Consider the following 17717-nt stretch of genomic DNA (forward strand, 5'->3'; position numbering starts at 1 on the left):
CTCACCGCACGCGCAACACTCCTTCCATCCACGGGTGGACGGCGTCGAAGAAGTGATGGTCGCCTTTCTCGGTGCCGTCGTTGATTCGCACGCTCCAACTCCGTGCGGTCGGCCCCAGGCCGTACCTGCTCCCGACGAGCAGGCCCGAACCGATGCCGCCCGCCCGGCGGGTCAACGCCGTGCCATCGGGTGCCGTGCCGGGGTCGCAGGAGAAGCGATAGGCCCTCGGGCCGGGCCTCAGATATTTGGCGGGCGGCGGGGCGTTGAAGATGTTGTCGGTCGCCTCGTAGGTGCCGTCGGGCGCGGTGAAGCCGAAGGGGGAGCGCAGCTTTCCCGGGTGTTCGGCGAAGCCGACGGCGTGGACTCCGTAGGCGTTGGTCCAGCAGAAGTGCACGCGATCGCCGGGCATCACCTCGAGCGGATTGCGCGGGAAGAACTCGTTGATGAGGACCCGCCCCGCCGCGGCGCTCGCGCCGACGAGCACGACGACGTCACGCTCGCCGAATTGCCCGGTGCAGAGGTCGATCTCGCACAGTTGCTCCTCCACCGACAGCGCCGCCGTCCGGGCGGTCTCGAACTGTCGCTCGGCCGCGGCATCGAGCTCCGCCTGAGTGGACACGTCGCCGTCGGCGACGACGGTCAGCGTGCCGCGGGTCGCCGGGTGGAGCATGTCGAAGAAGGCGTACGTGCCCACCGGAGCGTCGATCTCGATGATCTGGTCGATCGTCGCCGGGCGCTGCTCGATGTCCCACCCGACCGTCGGGCCGATGATCTCCACGGTGTCGCCGCCGCGGAAAACCCCTGGGGGCTGGCCGAATTGGACGGCGCCGACGGCGGGCGGCCCCTTGCCACGTGATCTGTCGATCAGGCCGCCGCCGGACGTCGAACCACCGGTCACCGGGAACGCGCCGTCGCCGAACGAGAGCGACGGCAGGCCGGTGCCGAGCGTGGGCGGATCGTCGTGGTTCAGCTCGATGATGGGATACGCGGCGCGCGCGAGGTTCTCGTCCGCGGCGAGGGCGACGATGTCGAAGCTGAAGGGCTGGGTCTGGAAGTTCACCCGGTCGCCGCGGCGCACGGTGACCGACCGCGGGAAGAAGTCGGTGTACTCGAACAGCCGGTGGAACGGCGGAAACGGTTGCTGATTCGCCTCATCGCGGTGGCCGATGCGAATGATGATGTCGTCGTTCATGATTGGGGCCTCGCCGGGAGGGTCAGGGGCAGGTGCGGGATGGAACGCAGGCCCGTCGCGTACTCGATCGTCGTGCCGCCGGGTATCGCGTAGTCGGGAAATCGGGTATGCCAGACGCGCAGGGCTATGCTCAGCTCCAGCTTGGCGAGGTAGCCGCCGAGGCATCGGTGGATGCCGCCGCCGAAGGCGAGGTGCGGATTGCGCGGGCGATCGAATCGGACGGTATAGGCGTCGGGCAGGGCCGCCTCGTCGGTATTGGCCGAACCGAGGCTCAGGAACAGCACCTCGCCGGGCCGGACCGGACAGTCGCCGATCCGCGTCTCGGTGGTGACCAGCCGCGGCAGGCCGGGGACGGGCGTCTCCCAGCGCAGCAGTTCCTCGACGGCGTGGTCGGTCAGCGCGGGATCGTCGACCAGTTCGCGCCTGCGCTCGGGGTGCTGGGCGAGATAGGCCGCGGACAAGGTCAGCGTGTCGGTCACCGTGTCCAGCCCGGCCAGGATCAGCAGGTAGCAGATGTCGGCGATCTCCTCGGCGGTGAGCCGCCGCTGCCCCACGTCGGTGCCGAGCAGGTCCGCGATCAACCCGCCGCGGGCCCGGACCGCCTCGTCGTCGAGGACGGCCGCGAAGTATTGGTACAACCGCGCACCGGCCTCCGCCTGCGACCGCTCGGTTTCGGCGGGGTCGCCCCATGGCGGGTGGACGATCGCGTCTTTCAGCGCGATCAGCAGCGCCGCGTCCCGCGCGGGCAGCCCGAGCAGTTCGAGCAGGACGAGCGCGGGCAGCGGAACGGCGAACTCGGTGGCGAAGTCGACTTCCGCGCGATCGCCCAATCTGTCGATCAGCGACTCGGCGATCCTGATGATCGCGGGCGTCATCGGCCGCAGCCTGCCCGCGGTGAACAGGCGCCGGATCGCCTTTCGATACGCGCCGTGCGCGGGCGGATCCAACTGCATGGGGATGAGCGGTCGCGTATTGCCCAGCCGCGCGGACGACATTGCCGAGGAGAACTCCGCCGGCCGGTCGAGCGCCTCCTCCACCAGTGCCCGCGGGTGCACGACGACCATCGGGCCGATCCGCGTCGTATCGCCGGCCGCGCGGTGGCGCCGGTACATGGTTTGGGGGTCGCTGCTGAGCTCCGGGTTGCCGTAGATCGCCATGAACGCGGCCGCGAGATCCGCTTCCCGCGAGGAGGGTTCGGCCATGTGCTGCCTCGATTCCGGTGTCGTCGTCGGTGTGCGCGCCGGGACTAGGTCGCCCGATACGCGCCGCGGAACTCGCGTTCCCGTTCGGCCATGCGGCGTTTCACCGCGGGCAGCCGGTTCACCAGGCGCATGCCGGTGCGGCGGCTCGCCAGCACGAACCGTCCGATGTACGGCTTGTACACCGGGTCTTGCGCGTTCATTCGTTTGCGCGAACGCTCGACGGCGAGGTTGGCGTAGTCGCGCATCGCGGCTTCGTAGCGCGAGATCGCCTCGAGCACCGTCGTTTCCCCGTTCCGTACGCGGATCAACGCGTCGCACAAGGCCGCGGCGTCGCGCAGCGCGGTGTTCGCGCCGACGCCGCGGCCCGGTGTCATGGTGTGGACGGCGTCGCCGATCAGGGTGACCGCGCTGGACGGCCACGGGGTCAGCGGGCGCGATGTCCGGATATTGAGGGGGAAACAGGTGGCGGGGTCGGCGGTCGCGAGCAGCGCCCGCAGCGTCGGATGCCAACGGCTGACCCGCGACTGGACTAGGTCGTACAGCGGCGCTCCCGGCATGTCGAGCAGGTCGCCCGGCAATGAGCTTGCGGCAGAGGCGAACCCGAACATGATGTAGTCGTGGGTGGTGTCATAGCGCAGGCCGTCCCAGCGGCGCAGCAGCTCGGCCTGCGCGTCGTCGACCCGCGGTTTCGGTTGCCCCTGCGCGTCCCACGGCAGGTCCACGACGTGGAAGACGCAGCTGTCGCCGCGCGGGCCGGCGAAGATCGCGACCCCGTCGCGCACCCGCGGCGGCAGCAGCGCGCGCACGCCGTCGGTGAGCGGAATCTTGCCGGTGATGCCCCACAGTCCGGTGTCGTCCAGGCCCGCGCCGGGCAGGTACTGCGCGCGGATCACCGAGGACGAGCCGTCCGCGCCGACGAGCACATCGCCGGTCGCCGTCGTGCCGTCGGCGAAGTGCGCGACCACCCCGGTAGGCGTCGATTCGTAACTCGTGCACTGCTTTCCGAAATGCACCCCGTCCAGGTCGGCGAGCAGCACCTGCCGCAGCGTCGACCGGTTGACCGACTTCTCGCTGGTCACGGCGTCGTCGCCGGGCGGGACGTCGAGGCCGAGCACCTCGTGCATCCGCTCGGTGTACATAGTGAAGAACTGAATCGGCAGCGCACAGCTGGCCACGAAGGTGTCGAACAGGCGCGGCGGCAGGCACCGGTGCAGCGCCCGGCTGCCGTCATGGTCGATCCCGATCCAGAAGCCCTGCCTGCCCTCGCGCCGGTCCGAATCGCGCTCGTACACCGCGACTTCGAGTCCGGCCCGCGCCAAACCGTGTGCCAGACACAGCCCGCCGACGCCCGCACCGATCACGAGCACTTTCAGCGGCCGGGTGTTCTCGAAGGCATTGGCGCCGAGCGTCATCGGTCAGCCCGTTCCTTCGCGGCGTCGAACCAGTCCGCCCAGCGCGCCCGGCGCAGCAGCGTGCCGAACGGGGAACGCGGCAGGCCGGCGACGAAATCTATGGTGTCCGGCACTTTCTCGGGACCGCAGCGGGCTCGGACGTGTTCGGCCAGCCGGGCGGCTGTGTGGTCGTTCACCCCGTCCTCGGTCGGCACCACCGCGGCGACGAGCTCGCCGGCGGCGGCGTAGACACCGGCCTCGGCGACCGCGGGGTCCTCGAGCAAGACCTGCTCGATCTCCATCGGCCCGAAAGCGACTCCGCCCCGGCGGATCAGGTCCTCCGCCCGTGCGACGAAGTGATGGTCGCCTTCCTCGTCGACGGTCAGCCAGTCACCGATGTGCACCCATCCGTCGCGGACGCTCGCGCGCTGCCGCCGGGTTACCTCGTCCGCGTTCGACGGGTGCCCCCAGTGCAGCGTCCCGATCGGGCCGCGCACCTGAAGGCGGCCCGGCTCGCCGACGGCGGCGAGCCGATCGTCCTGCGTCACAAGCCGTGTCGTGTAGCCGGGCAACGGGGTGCCCGCCGAGCCGGGCTTGACCCGCTTGGTCACCGCGGTCGTGAGGAACACGTGCGCCATGCCATTGGTGCCGAAGCCCTCGTAGATCTCCAGCCCGAACCGCTCGCGCCAGCCCGCGGCCACGCGCGGGTCGAGCGGCTCGCCGCCGCCGGACACGATCCGCAAGGAGCGCAACGCCTTCGGGTCGGCGCCGGGCACCGCGAGCATCTCGCCGTAGCGGGTCGGCAGCGCGGCCAGCAGCGTCACCCCGTGCGCGGCGATCAGCGGGAACATCTGCGCGGGCGTGGTCGCCAGCGGGAAGATCGCGGCCGCGGCGCCGAACCGGAACGGGATGGTCAGATTGGTCGAGTAGCCGCCCGCGAAGCTGATCGGGCCCGCCCCGGCGATCACGTCATCCGGCGTGACGGCCCAGCCGTGCCTGCCGAAGCGGTCCGGGATCAGCAGTAGCTCCTCCTGGAGATGCGCTGTGGCCATGGCGGGTTCGAGCAAGCCGGAGCTGTACAGCAGCAGTGCCACCGCGTCGTGCGGCCGCGCGGTCGGCGCCAGCTCCTCGGCCGCCGATTCGGCGAGGGCTTCGAGCGATTCCCACCCCGGCGCGGCCCGCCCTTGCCCGCGGTCGGTCGCGTCGAACGCGACGAAGCGGGGTGCGTCGCTGGTCAGGTCGCGGGTGGCGTCGATCATGGCGATCAGATACGAGCTCGCCACGACAAGCTTTGGGGTGCAATCCTTTACGATCACAGCCAACTGCTCGGGCGTGAGGAGCGGCGAGGTCGGCACGATCGTGGCGCCGAGCTTCAGCACGGCGAAATTGGTGACGAAGGCCTGCCATTCGTTCAGCGAGGCGAGAACGACGCGGTCACCGGGCCGCACGCCCAGTTCGCGTAACGCGTTGCCGAACCGGTTGACCCGGCGGGCCAGTCGCTCGTAGCTGAGCACGGTGTCGCCGTAGCGCAGTGCGGGACGATCGCCGTGGCCCGCGTCGAGGTGCCGATCGAGCAGCACCTCGGTGGCGTTGAACGTCGCGGGATACGACCGCGACTCGCCGTGCACGCGGTGCGGCCACAGGTCGCGCGGCGGCAGATGGAGGTCCGCGCTCGGCTCCGATGTGGTCATTGGCGAGACTCCTCCCGGACATCGAGAGGCCACTGTGTCAGGATGGGCGACGTCGAAATGTCTGCCGCGCGTCGGCGCCGTGTCTGACCGGCGCGAAAACCGGCTCTGAACAGCGCACACATGGCTGGGAGACGATCGCGGCCGAACTCAACGAGACACCGGGGAGTCGCGCTGTCAGACACCGGAGCCGACCGCGGCGTCGAATACTGCTCGCCATGAACGCGCCCGACCCCCGTGACGTAGCCCGGCTCCGCGAGTTGATCCACGGACGATGGAAGTCCCGAGCCCTGTCGGCCGCGCTGCGCCTGGGCGTGATCGACGGCGCCGTCGAGGGCCGCCACACGATTCCGGAGTTGGCCGGGGTGTGCGGAGTCGACGCTGGCGCGTTGGACCGGCTGGTGCGCCTCTTCATCGCCCTGAACGTGCTCGCCCTCGATCCCGCCGGCCACGTCGTGCTGGCCGAGGGTGGTCGCCGACTCGCCCCCGACCACCCGCATACCGCGATCAGGGACGCCGATTACACGCTGTCCGAAACGGTAGTAGCAGCGTGGGAGCGACTGCCGCACATGGTCTTTGGCGGCGACTCCCCGTCGAGCGTCGCGGTAGCAGAACAGGACGCGCCGAAGATCGCGGCCTACCGGCAAGGCGTCGCGCGAAAGACCATGGGCGCGCTCGGACTCGCGGAACCCGATCAGGTCCGGGTCACCGCCGACATGACCGAGATACCGTGCGCGGCAGGGCGTTACCTCTGCCTTCACGCCCTGCGCGATCTGCCCGACGATGCCGCCCGCGCCTTCCTCGACCGCGTCAGGCAGGCCATGTCGCCGGACTGCGTGCTCACCGTGGTCGCGATCGACGCCGCGGCCGCCCGCGCGGCGCTACTGCCCGCGTACCTCGTCGTGCAGCAACGACTGCTGTCGGCCGGACGCGAGCGCACGGCGGCCGAATACGACCTCCTGCTGCATGATTCGGGCCTGCGCGTCACCGAACGGACCTTCGTCACCGGCCGGTCGGACATCCTCGCGCTCACGGCCACCACCGTGCGACAACCTCGGGTGCTCAGTCGCGGGTCGCGGTGATGACGGCGAGCGCCGACCTGGGCTCGATCGTCTCGATCGACCGCACGGCGAGGCCGCTCGCCGCGAGCAGCCCGGTGTAGTCCCGCGCGGTCCGCTCCCGCGCACCCCACGCGGTGAGCATGAGCACATCGAGATAGGAGACCAGCAGGGCGGGCGGGTCGGTCTTCAGGTTCTCCAGAATGACGAGGGTCGAGTCGTCGGCCATGCCCGCTCGAACGGTGCGCAGAATGCGCGACGCGTCCTCGTCGGGCCAGTCGTGCAGGATGTGCGACAGTAGATAGACGTCGGCCTTCGCGGGCACCCGATCGAAGAAGTCGCCGCCCTGCACGCGCACTCGTTCGGCCAGCTCCGCCGGAATGTCGCTGTCCGCAACGACTTCCGGCAGATCGAACACGACCGCGCGTAGCGCAGGCAGAGCCGCGCACAGCTGGGTGGCCAGGGTGCCGCGCCCGCCGCCGACATCGACGACCTCGCCCGCCGGTGCGAAGCCCGAGCGCAGCAGCGCCGCGCCGTTGCGCCGCGTGACCTCGGCCTGAAAGCGCTGAAAGTCGCTGAGCTCGCGGGGATGCCGGCGCAGATAGTCGAACAGCTCCTCGCCGGTCGTCTGCCGGAATCCGCTGTCGCCCGCGCGCACCGCGAGATCGAGGCTGCCCCAGGCGATTCGCGCCCACCTCGACAGCGCGTGCCGCGCCTCCGCGCGCAAGGAGTGCGGATGGCCGGCCGAGAGCAGGCTCGACACCGCGTTGTTCGCGATCGCCCCCGTCTCGGTCCTGGTGAACAGCCCGAGGTGACCGGCCAGGGTCAGCACGAGCTCCAGTCGCGGTGCGCTCGTGCCGGTTTCGTACGCGAGCCGGGCGACGGTCTTCGACGTGCCCGCGAGGCGATCCGCGAGCTCGAGCTCGACGACGAGTTCGAGCACCTCGGCCTGCCAGCCGCCGTGGATCAATGACGCCGGTGCGTCGGCCATTTCAGCGGTGCCGGACATGGATCACGCTCAAATTGCTCGGCGGCTCGCACCGCGTGAGCCCGGTGACGGCGAGCCCGCAGTCGGCGAGCAGGGCCCCGAAGTCCGCGACGGTCCGCTCCACACCGCCCGTGCACACCATCATGTTGAGATCGCTGATCACCATGAAGCGTTCGCGCACGAGCTGGTCGTCGGTGTCGGGGACGACGGGCTCGATGATCAGCAGCGTGGCGTGCTCGGCCATCGCCGCGGCGCAGTTGGTGAGGATGGTCCGCGCCTCGTCGTCGTTCCAGTCGTGCAGGACGCTCTTGAGCAGGTACACGTCGGCGCCGGGCGGAACCTCCTCGAAGAAGTCGCCGCTGACCACCGTGACCCGCTCCGTCAGCCCCTCGGCGGCGAACCGGGCGGCGGCCGCGGCCGTGCTGGCCGGTCGGTCGAACAGAATGCCTTTCACGTGACCATTGGTCTCGAGCAGCTTCGCCAGCAGCACGCCGTTGCCGCCGCCGATGTCGGCCACCGTCGAGGCCGCCCACAGGTTGACGGCGGCGGCGATGCCGGGCGCGGCGATCATGGTCGTCTCGGTCATCGCTCGGTCGAACACGGCGCTGTCCTCGGGATGATCGTCGAGATAGTCGAAGAACGGTGCCCCGGTGACGGTTTCGTAGGCGGGCCGGCCCGTGCGCACGCTCCAATCCAGCCGGCCCCAGGCCTGCCAGCTGTTGTCGCCGGCCCACAGGACCACGAGGTTGCGCACCGAGCCCGGCACGTCGGGGCGCAGCAGCGCGCCGCGGGCGCTGAGCTGCACGGTATCCGAGCCGAGGTGATAGACCAGCCCGAGGCTCGCCGCGGCGCGCAGCAGCCTGCGCAGCGACCTCGGTTCGGTGCCGGTGGCCTCGGCGAGGTCCTCGATGGCGACCGACCGGTCCGAGATGGCCTCGGGCACACCGAGTTCCACCAGGGTGTGCAGGATCTGAGCCGGTGCGAAGCCGAACACCAGCTGTAGCAACTCGGCCCGGCGCGCTCGCGGCGCCGGGGGGACATACGCGATGGGACTCGTCATACGGCGATCACAGCCAACGGCCGTGCGCGCGGGTGTCTCGCCGTCCGTCTCTCGCCCGTCCGCCCGACGACATCGAAAACCAACCACACGGAATCGAAGAATCGACGCGGTACCCGGGCAATTCGGTGTCGGCGATAAGTCGTAGGGGTAAGAAAATCCCCGATGCGGTGACACCGAGACTAGGGGATCCGGACCGAACGGTTTCGGTGATAAACTCGCGCTGGGGTGCTGGGGGAGTAAAAAGCACAATCCCGATGTCGGCCATCGGCAATCGTGCCGAAGAGTGACACGGGAGAGTTCCGCATCGGAGGGGGCGCGTGATAACTCACCGTATATATCTGCTGGGCCGATTCGAGGCATGTACCGATACCGGTGCCGCCGTGCACGGCATCGAGGCGCGCAAGGTCAAGGAGCTGCTGAGCTTGTTGATCTTGTCCAAGGGGCGTCCGCTGCAACGCGAACGCATCGCCGATCAGCTGTGGCCCGAGATCGACGCGCGACGATCGAAGAAGTATTTGCGCCAAACGCTGTGGCAGCTGCAGCGGGCCCTCGATGAACACGTCGAGGACGGCTCGAAACTGATCGTGGCCGAACAGGAATGGATCGGCCTCGCCGACTCGGGTTCGGTGTGGGCGGACGTCTTCGAGTGCGACCGCGCCTACGCGCGCAGCCTCGACGCGCCCGCCGGCCTGCTGTCCGACGATGTGCGCGCGGAACTGACGCGCGCGGTCGGATTGTTTCGGGGGGATTTGCTGGAGGGCTGGTATGTCGACTGGACCACCAGCTACATCGATATCTATCGGTCGATTAATATTATGCTGCTCGACAAATTGATGCTGGATGCCGAGTTGCGCAAGGAATGGGAACTCGGGCTGGCTTACGGGCGAGCGGTATTGGGTATCGACGCGGCCAACGAGCGGGCGCATTTCCGCATGATGCGAATGCATGCCCTCGCGGGTGACCGCAGCGGGGCACTGCGGCAGTATCGGGCGTGCGCGCAGGCGCTCGCCGAGGAGTTGGACGTGACGCCCGAACCGCGAACCGAGGTCTTGTACGCGCTGCTGAAGGACGGCAGGTCGCTGCCCGACGAGGGGGACGAGGCGCCCGGCGGGGTGCGTGACGGGGAGTCGGTGCACGCCACGGTCGAGAAGCTGCGCCATTTGGAGGGCTACCTCAATTCCGTTCAGCGAGAGGTCAACTCGCGCATCAGGCTGCTCGAGCTCGGCGCGTAGGCGGCACCCGTGCAGACGTCGCGGAGACGGCGCCGCAACCCCTCGATCCGCATCCTCGGTCGATGACCGAAATAGTGGAGATCGCCGACGGAGTGCTCGTCGCCTCGCCTCGCGCCGCCGCGCCGGGGACCTCGAACTCGACGCTGCTGCTCCGGTACGGCAGCGCGACGGTGGTGGACACCATGCTGGTGCCGAGCCTGGCCACGGTGCTCGTCGCGGAGCTGGCCCGTCGGCGGACGACCGCGCGGATCGTCGTCAATACCCATCCGCACATCGACCACGTCGGGGGGAACGCGGCGTTCGCGGACGCGCTCATCGTGGCCGACCCCACGACCGCGCACTCCGTTGCCCGGATGGCGACGCAGAAGTCGCTGTTCATGCGGCTCTACCCGGAGCACGCGGACGAGTTCGCGCGCATGGAGATCGTGCCGCCGGACGGGCGAACCGCCGGTCTCATGCCGAGATTCGACGGGTGCGAGGTGCTGTTCGCCGGGCCGGCGCACACGCCGGGCGACCTCGCGGTCTGGGTGCCGGACACGCGGACGCTCATCGCGGGCGATCTGTGCTTCAACGAGGTGACACCCTTGGCGCTGCCCGGACACGCCTCCATCGCAGGCTGGATCGCGGCGCTGGATCGCCTGCTCGCTCTCGACCCCGTCGCGGTGGTCCCCGGGCACGGTCCGGCGGGGTCGAGCGCGGTGCTCGAGTCGACACGCGCCTACCTCGTCGCCGTGCGGACCGTCGCCGCCGCGGCGGCACAAGAGGGGATCGATATCGCCGCGGCGGCGGACGACGCGGCCTTCGCGCCGTTCGCGGACTGGTCGCAGGGTCGCCGCACCGAACTGAACCTCAGGGTCGCGTTCGCCGAACTCACCGGCGATACCTCCGTGCTGCCTGCGGGCATCCCGGCCGCCAGCGGCGGGGGTCGCCGCCCGTGAGCACCGGCCACGCGGCGGGCGGCGCGGTACACCCGACGGACGCGACCGAGACGCCCGCGCGATCCACCCGCTGACAGCATCGCTGAAGTCAGGACGGACAGACACAGGGAGGGATCTTGTCGGTCATCGACCGCGAGCACCGAGGGGACAGCGACCTCGGCTATCGCTTCACCACACGCAGCCTCGGGCATACCCGAAACCTGCTGGCGCTGGTCGAGAGTGGGCTTTTCGCCGAGTACTTCTCCTATGAGCGCGACGGCGTCCGCTGGTTCGCCGCGGACACCAAGGCCACGGTGCGGCTCACGGCCACGGAGGTGCGGTGGACCGTCGACGGGCGCGACTATCGCGAGCCGCTGGGGCGCCGACCGTTGCGGCAGCTCGGTGACGTGCTCGGCGACCTCCTCCCGCCGACGCGGCGCGCGTACGGATACATCGCGTTCGACGCCGCCCGGCTGATCCACGCGCTGGACCGGCCCGCCCCGGAGAAAGTGTTGGCGCACTTCATGATTCCGGGCACGGAGATCGTCTGGCGCGGCTCGACGGTCAGCGTGGAGTCGGAGAACCAGGCCTCGGCCGCGGCCGTCACCCACCTCGTGCGGGACCTGCCCGTCATCGACGACCAGGCGGCGTCGCGGATCGAACTCGACGACCGCGCCGCGCGATCGCGCTATGAGGCGATGGTCGACAAGGTCGTGGCGTCGATCGAGGCGGGGGAGTTGCGCAAGGCGATCCTCTCGCGCCGGGTCGAGGTACCCTTCCCGGTCGATCTGGCCAGGAGTTACGTCAAGGGGCTCACGGTCAATACCCCGGCGCGGTCGTTCCTGTTCGATCTCGGCGAGATCGGCTGTGCCGGTTTCAGTCCCGAGATCCTGCTGCGGGTCTCGGCCGACGGACTCGCCAGCACGCAGCCGCTCGCCGGAACCAGGCCGCTGCGGGTTCCGCCCGACGCCGCGGTGCGCGAGGAGCTCGAGTGGGACGTGAAAGAGTGCTACGAGCACGTGATCTCGGTGCGGCTGGCCGTGCAGGAACTGGCGACGGTGTGCTCGCCCGGCACGGTGGCGGTGCGCGACCTGCTCGACGTCCGCGAGCGCGGCACCGTTCAGCACCTCGGCTCGATGGTGACGGGGGCGCTGTCGCCCGGCGCGGATTGCTGGGACGCGCTGGAGGCCTTGTTCCCGGCCGTCACCGCCTCCGGCATTCCGAAAGTAGCGGCGCTGCGGTCGATCAGCGCGCTGGAGGTCGACGAACGCGGCCTGTACTCGGGGTGCGCGTGCGTGGTCGACGGCGGCGGCGAGCTGGACAGCGCGTTGATCCTGCGCTCGATCTTCCAGGACGCCACCGGATCGACGTGGCTGCGGGCCGGCGCGGGCATCGTGGAGGGCTCCTGCGCCGCAGCGGAATTCGACGAGACCACCAACAAACTCCGGTCGACCGCGCGCGCCCTCGTCGGCGCCGGGGATTGACCCGCGATCACAACTAGGAGCGAGATGACTCATACGGAAGCCTTCGTGACGGAGCGGCAAGTGCGCGCCACGCTCGTCGAGGCGATCGAGGAGCTCGGCATCGAGGCCGAGGCGATCGAGGACTCGGCGCGACTGCACGACGACCTCGGGCTGGATTCCACGGAGACAGTACAGGTTTCGCTGGCGGTCGGCCGCGCGTTCGGCCGGAAGATCACCCTGGAGAAGTTGCTCGACCGCACCGTGGCCGACGTCACCGCCCTGGTGCTGGCCCAACTCCAGGACGCCGAGTCGCCTGCGGACGAGACGACATGAACAAGACCGCCTTCGTCTTTCCCGGCCAGGGCGCGCAACGCCTCGGCATGGGAGTGCAACTGGCCGAGAGACATCCGGACGCGGCCCGGATATTCGACGTCGTCTCCGAGGCGGCGGGCGTCGACCTCCTGTCCATCTGTCGCGACGGGCCCGAGGAGATGCTGGCGCAGACCGAGATCACCCAGCCCGCGCTGCTCGCCGTCGGATTGGCGTCCTACGAGGTGACGCGGACCGCGGTGCCCGCACCGCACTTCTTCGCCGGGCAGAGTCTCGGCGAGTACACCGCGCTCGCGGCGGCGGGCAGCCTCACGGTCGCCGACGCCGCGGCCCTCGTCCGGCGGCGGGGCGAGCTGATGAAGTCCGCGACCGCCGGACGGGACGTCGGCATGGTCGCGGTGCTCGGCCTGAGTTTCGAAGAGGTGGCCGAGTTGTGTGCTGCCGCCGCGCCATTGGGGGTTTGCGCGCCCGCACTGCACAATTCGCGGACGCAGACCGTGGTCGCGGGGGACGTCGCGGCTCTCGAGAACGTGGCGTCGGCCGCGGAAAGCGCTGGCGCGCAGATGAAATGGCTGCCGGTGTCGTCGGCCTTCCACACCGCACTGCTCGCGCCGATCGTCGACGAGTTCGCCGCGCTGCTGGACGAGACGGTGCTGTACCCGCCGTCCGCGCCGATCATCAGCAATACGACGGCGCGACCGACGAGGGATCCGGTCGAGCTGAAACTCCGGCTGCGTGAGCAGCTCTGCCACACCGTGCAGTGGTCGAAAACCCTTGACGCGCTGGCGGCGTACGGGGTCGACACCATCGTCTCGATGAGCCCCGGCGCGACCTCTAAGGGCCGTCCCCGCCGCGCGGGCATCACCCGGATCTCGGCCGACGCGCTGCCGCCGGAACGCCTCGCGGAGTACCGGGCGGTGCCGAGCGAGTGCGCGGCGCGATACCGCGCGGCGGGCTTCTGGCGCGACGACCCGATCTACGCCGACATCCGCGCCCACGATCCCGATCGGCTCGCCGTGATCGACGCCGCCGAGGGCCTGACCTACGGCGAGCTGCTCGCGCGGGCCGAGGCGACCGCGCACGGGCTGCTCGACCTCGGTGTGGCGCCGCGAGATCGGGTGCTCGTGCAACTGGGCAATACGGCCGCCTTCGTGGTCGCGGCCTTGGCGCTGTGGCGGATCCGCGCCGTCCCCGTGCTGTTGCTGCCGACGACCGGCCGCTTGGACGTCCAGCACGTCGCCGAGGCGTCCGGGGCCGTCGCCCTGATCGCGGAGTCGGCGCCGATGCGGCGCGGGCAAGGCCTCGACGTCGCGCGGGCGGTCACGGCCGGATGCGGGGCGATCCGGCGGCTCATCGTGGTCGGCGCGGCCGATCTCGCGCCCGGCGAGATCGCGTTCACCGACCTGGCCGCGGGCCCCGAGCGGGCACTGCCCGACCATCCGATGGGGTCGGACCTCGCGATGCTGCTGCTGTCCGGCGGCACCACCGGGCGGCCCAAGCTGATTCCGCGTACCCATCAGGATTACCGCTACAACATTCGAGTCAGCAGTGAGATCTGCGGATTCGGCTCGGACACCGTGTATTTGGCGGCGTTGCCGGTAGCGCACAACTTCGCGCTGGGCTGCCCCGGCGTCCTCGGCGCGCTCACGGTGGGCGGGACGGCGGTCCTCGCGCCGGACCGCTACCCGCACACCCTGCTCGATCGGCTCATGGAGTTCGACGTGACCGCGACGGCGCTCGTGCCCACCTTGGCGACGGAGATCGCGGAGCTGGCGGCCGCGACCGGGGTACGGCCGAAGGCGTTGCGGCTCTTGCAGGTCGGCGGTGCTCGGCTGCTGCCGTCCCCGGCGCGGCTGCTGCTCCACCAGTTCCCCGGCACGACGCTGCAGCAGGTGTACGGGATGGCCGAGGGGCTGCTGAACTTCACCCGGCTCGACGATCGAAGGGACGTCGTCGTGTTCACCCAGGGCGCGCCCGCCTCGCCCGCCGACGAACTGCGCGTGGTCGGGCCCGACGGCCTGCCGGTCGCGCTGGGCTACGTCGGCGAGCTGCTCACCCGCGGGCCGTACACCATCGCCGGCTACTTCAACGGCGGCCCGTCCGGCGAGGCGGCGTTCGACGACGAAGGCTTCTATCGCACAGGCGATCTCGTGCGGCAGACCCCGACCGGCTACCTCGTCGTGGAGGGCAGGCTGCGCGACGCCGTCAACCGCGGCGGCGACGTCATCTCGGCGGCCGCGGTCGAGGACGCGCTGCTGCGGCACCCGGCCATCCGGCAGGCCGCGGTGATCGGCGTACCGCACGAGAGTCTCGGCGAGACGCTGTGCGCGATCGTCTCGCTGCGGGACGGACATTCGATCGAATTGCGCTCGCTGCGAACGTATCTGGCGGGCGAGGGACTCGGCTCCCAGCAACTGCCCGAAGATCTCGTCGTCCGCGCCGAGCTGCCCGTCACCGCGCTCGGCAAACCCGACAAGGCCGTCTTGCGCCGGCTGACGACATTGGAGCCGGTGACATGATGGCCGGCTTCATCAACACGGATCGGTTCGGGCGCAACGACTCTCCGGACGCCACCGACGTGCTGCTCATCCACGGCGCGGGCGGCAGTTCGCGCCACTGGCGCTGGGTCGCCGCCGAACTGGCGGCCGATCTCGCGCCCGTCGGCGTCGACCTGCCAGGCCACGGCGCGAGCCCCGGCCGCACGCCCCGGACCGTGGAGGCCGCCACCGACGCGGTGATCCACGCGGTGGAGTGCGAAGAGCTGTGCCGCGAACCCGGGATCGTCGTCGGGCATTCGGCGGGCGGGCTGGTCGCGCTCGACCTCGCCTACCGATACCCGCACCTCGTCGCGGGGCTGCTGCTGATCGGCACCGCCGCGCGCATCGGCCTGCATCCTGACCTGCTCACCCAGCTCGGCCACGGCCGGGTCGAGCGCGACTTCCTGCGCGGCGCCTTCCACCGATACCCGGGTTATCAGCGGTTCGAGCAGGTCGTCACGGATTTCCGCCGGTTGCGCGTCGCGCAGCGCGGCGACCTGCTCGGCCTCGCCGACCACGACTCGACCGAGAAACTGGCGGCGCTGTCGATGAACGTGCTCGTTCTGGTCGGCGAGCACGATGTGGTCGTCGCGCCCCGCCGGTCCCGCGCCATGGCGGCCCGATTCCGACACGGTCGGCTGCGCAGCGTCGACGCGGGCCACTACCTCCCGCTCGAATGCCCGGACGTGGTCGCCGAGGCCATCGACGAACTCGCGCTCAGCAGGCGCGTCGTAACCCGAAGGAGCAACTGATCGTGCGTGCCGTGATAACCGGGATCGGTGTCGTCGCACCGAATGGTCAAGAGCCCGAAGAGTTCTGGGACAATGTCATGCGCGGCGAGGTCCGGATCGAGGACGAGCCGCTGATGACCGCGCTCGGGCTCCGATGCCACGGCGTGGCGCGCGTCGACGACTTCGACCTCGCCGATACCTGGTCGCCCAGGGAGGCCGACGAACTCGCCGGACTCGGCCGCTTCGTCCAGCTCGGCGCCACCGCGGCGCGAAAAGCCATGGAAGACTCCGGACTTCCCGCCGCCGGCGCCGACTTGTGCGGCGGCGCGGCGATATTCGCCTCCGCCGTCGGCGGCGCGCCGGAGATGCAGGAGATGTATGAACGCGCCACGGTGAACTCGTTGCCGCCCATCCTGCCGCGCCGGATGAGCCCGGCCACCTACGACTCGATCTTCCTGGACTACGTGCCGGGCCTGCTGGCCGAGCGTTACGGGCTCAACGGCATGACCACCACGCTGACGACCGGCTGTACCGCCGGATTGGACGCGCTGGGCCTGGCGTTCGACCTCGTGCGCAACGGCGAGGCGCCGTTCGTCCTCGCGGGCGCGGGGGAGAGTCCGCTGAACGGCCTCAGCTACGCGACGCTGGACGTGATCGGCTGCCTCTCCCGGGCCGAGGGGCCGGTCGAGCGGGCGTCACGACCGTTCGACATCGGCCGGGCCGGCTTCGTCATCTCCGAGGGCGCGGCGTTCGTCGTGCTCGAGGAGCGCGCGCACGCCCTGGCTCGCGGCGCCCATATCTACGCGGAGGTACGGGGTTTCGGCAGCACCTCGAACGCGAAGCACATGACGGACCTGGACTCGACCGGTGCGTCCATGGTCCGCACGATCGACGCGGCGCTGGCCGACTGCGGCGTCGACCGCGCCGCCATCGACTACATCAACGCGCACGGGAGCTCGACTCCGCAGAACGACCTGTTCGAAACCAACGCCTTCAAAACGGTTTTCGGGCCGCGCGCCTACCAGATCCCCATCAGCTCACTGAAATCGATGATCGGGCACTCGCTCTCGTCGGCGAGCCTGATGGCGGTGATCGCCACGCTCGGCGCGATCGACCGGCAGACGGTGCCGCCGACCGCGAACTACCGTGAGCCCGACCCGGAGTGCGATCTCGACTACGTCGTCGACGCGGCGCGACCGGCGACGGTCGAGACCGCGATGGTGGTCGCCAGTGGCTTCGGCGGTATCCACTCCGCCGCCGTGCTGGAGCGGGTGACATGAGCGGGCGGCGACGGGTGGTCGTCACCGGTTTCGGCGCGGTGAACGCCGCGGGGTCGAATGTGGCGGACTTCGAACAGAATCTGCGCAAGTCGGCGTCGTGCCTCACGCGCATAACGGCTTTCGACGCCGAGGACTTCCCGGTCCGAGTCGCGGGGCAGGTGACCGACCTTCGGGCCGCCGATCATGTGCCGCGCCGGTTCCTGGCCAAAACCGATCGCTTCACCCATCTTTCGTTTGTCAGCACGGACGAGGCGCTGGCCGACGCGGGACTGGATCTGGCGGGCGAGGACCGCTCGCGCGTCGGGGTCTGGTTCGGCAACAACACCGGCGGCTGGGATCTGTGCGAACGCGGCTTCCTCGAGTACTACCGCGACGGCGCCGACGTGGTGAATCCGTGGCAGGCGACGGCGTGGTTTCTCGCAGCGCCCCAAGGGTTCACGACCATCCGCTACGGCATCACCGGGATGAGCAAGAGCTTCTCCGGGGATCGGACCAGCGGCGCGTCGGCGATCTACTACGGCGCCCGGTCGATCGGGTGGGGGCGCACCGACGTCGTGCTGGCCGGCGGTTGCGAGGCGCCGGTGACTCCGTTGTCGATCGCCTGCCACGGCTCAACGCGAGCTGAGCACCGTCGCCGATCCCGAGACC

General features: G+C 70.1%; 15 protein-coding genes. 9 read left to right on the forward strand and 6 right to left on the reverse strand.

Annotated elements, in window-relative coordinates:
- Position 1 precedes the first annotated feature (1 nt).
- The 4 genes from ON39_RS04395 to ON39_RS04410 are packed head-to-tail and all read right to left on the reverse strand — an operon-like array spanning position 2 to position 5476.
- On the reverse strand, positions 2–1192 hold the full coding sequence (locus tag ON39_RS04395) for a hypothetical protein (protein WP_040731228.1): 1191 nt from the start codon (positions 1190–1192) through the stop codon (positions 2–4).
- Positions 1189–2394: a cytochrome P450 gene (locus ON39_RS04400; protein WP_051186289.1), complete on the reverse strand. Its 1206-nt coding sequence runs from the start codon at positions 2392–2394 to the stop codon at positions 1189–1191. Before ON39_RS04400 ends, ON39_RS04395 begins: the two co-directional genes overlap by 4 nt.
- Before the next feature lie 44 nt (positions 2395–2438).
- Positions 2439–3806, reverse strand: a complete 1368-nt coding sequence (locus ON39_RS04405; RefSeq protein ID WP_040731231.1) for an FAD-dependent oxidoreductase — start codon at positions 3804–3806, stop codon at positions 2439–2441.
- Complete coding sequence (locus tag ON39_RS04410; RefSeq protein WP_040731234.1) at positions 3803–5476, reverse strand: acetate--CoA ligase; 1674 nt, start codon at positions 5474–5476, stop codon at positions 3803–3805. The genes ON39_RS04405 and ON39_RS04410 overlap by 4 nt, the downstream gene beginning before the upstream one ends.
- Before the next feature lie 215 nt (positions 5477–5691).
- On the opposite strand from ON39_RS04410, the gene ON39_RS04415 reads away from it, so the two are divergent.
- Complete coding sequence (locus ON39_RS04415; RefSeq protein WP_040731237.1) at positions 5692–6555, forward strand: methyltransferase family protein; 864 nt, start codon at positions 5692–5694, stop codon at positions 6553–6555.
- Here ON39_RS04415 and ON39_RS04420 read toward each other — a convergent pair.
- Both ON39_RS04420 and ON39_RS48435 read right to left on the reverse strand, forming a co-directional pair.
- Entirely contained in the window at positions 6536–7540 is a 1005-nt protein-coding gene (locus ON39_RS04420) for a methyltransferase (RefSeq protein WP_083894234.1), read from the reverse strand. The genes ON39_RS04415 and ON39_RS04420 overlap by 20 nt on opposite strands.
- Positions 7524–8579, reverse strand: coding sequence for a methyltransferase (locus tag ON39_RS48435; RefSeq protein ID WP_051186290.1), 1056 nt, complete (start codon positions 8577–8579; stop codon positions 7524–7526). The genes ON39_RS04420 and ON39_RS48435 overlap by 17 nt, the downstream gene beginning before the upstream one ends.
- A 317-nt stretch (positions 8580–8896) precedes the next feature.
- Here ON39_RS48435 and ON39_RS04430 point away from each other — a divergent pair, with 317 nt between their 5' ends.
- The 8 genes from ON39_RS04430 to ON39_RS04465 all read left to right on the forward strand — a co-directional run.
- On the forward strand, positions 8897–9811 hold the full coding sequence (locus ON39_RS04430; protein ID WP_083894236.1) for an AfsR/SARP family transcriptional regulator: 915 nt from the start codon (positions 8897–8899) through the stop codon (positions 9809–9811).
- Positions 9812–9873: 62 nt separating this feature from the next.
- Positions 9874–10749 (forward strand): MBL fold metallo-hydrolase, encoded by an 876-nt coding sequence (locus tag ON39_RS45610; RefSeq protein ID WP_051186291.1) that lies wholly within the window; start codon positions 9874–9876, stop codon positions 10747–10749.
- A 116-nt stretch (positions 10750–10865) separates the two neighbouring features.
- Positions 10866–12212, forward strand: coding sequence for a salicylate synthase (locus ON39_RS04440; RefSeq protein WP_051186292.1), 1347 nt, complete (start codon positions 10866–10868; stop codon positions 12210–12212).
- Between the two features lie 24 nt (positions 12213–12236).
- On the forward strand, positions 12237–12524 hold the full coding sequence (locus ON39_RS04445) for an acyl carrier protein (RefSeq protein ID WP_051186293.1): 288 nt from the start codon (positions 12237–12239) through the stop codon (positions 12522–12524).
- On the forward strand, positions 12521–15040 hold the full coding sequence (locus tag ON39_RS45615) for an AMP-binding protein (RefSeq protein ID WP_051186294.1): 2520 nt from the start codon (positions 12521–12523) through the stop codon (positions 15038–15040). Before ON39_RS04445 ends, ON39_RS45615 begins: the two co-directional genes overlap by 4 nt.
- Positions 15037–15810, forward strand: coding sequence for an alpha/beta fold hydrolase (locus tag ON39_RS46945; RefSeq protein ID WP_083894239.1), 774 nt, complete (start codon positions 15037–15039; stop codon positions 15808–15810). The genes ON39_RS45615 and ON39_RS46945 overlap by 4 nt, the downstream gene beginning before the upstream one ends.
- A 2-nt stretch (positions 15811–15812) precedes the next feature.
- Positions 15813–17069, forward strand: coding sequence for a beta-ketoacyl-[acyl-carrier-protein] synthase family protein (locus ON39_RS04460; protein WP_169335857.1), 1257 nt, complete (start codon positions 15813–15815; stop codon positions 17067–17069).
- The coding region (locus tag ON39_RS04465) for a beta-ketoacyl synthase N-terminal-like domain-containing protein (protein WP_303621512.1) at positions 17066–17717 on the forward strand (652 nt) is incomplete at its 3' end. The genes ON39_RS04460 and ON39_RS04465, both read left to right, overlap by 4 nt.

Source organism: Nocardia tenerifensis NBRC 101015 (assembly GCF_000308715.1).
GTDB classification, from domain to species: domain Bacteria; phylum Actinomycetota; class Actinomycetes; order Mycobacteriales; family Mycobacteriaceae; genus Nocardia; species Nocardia tenerifensis.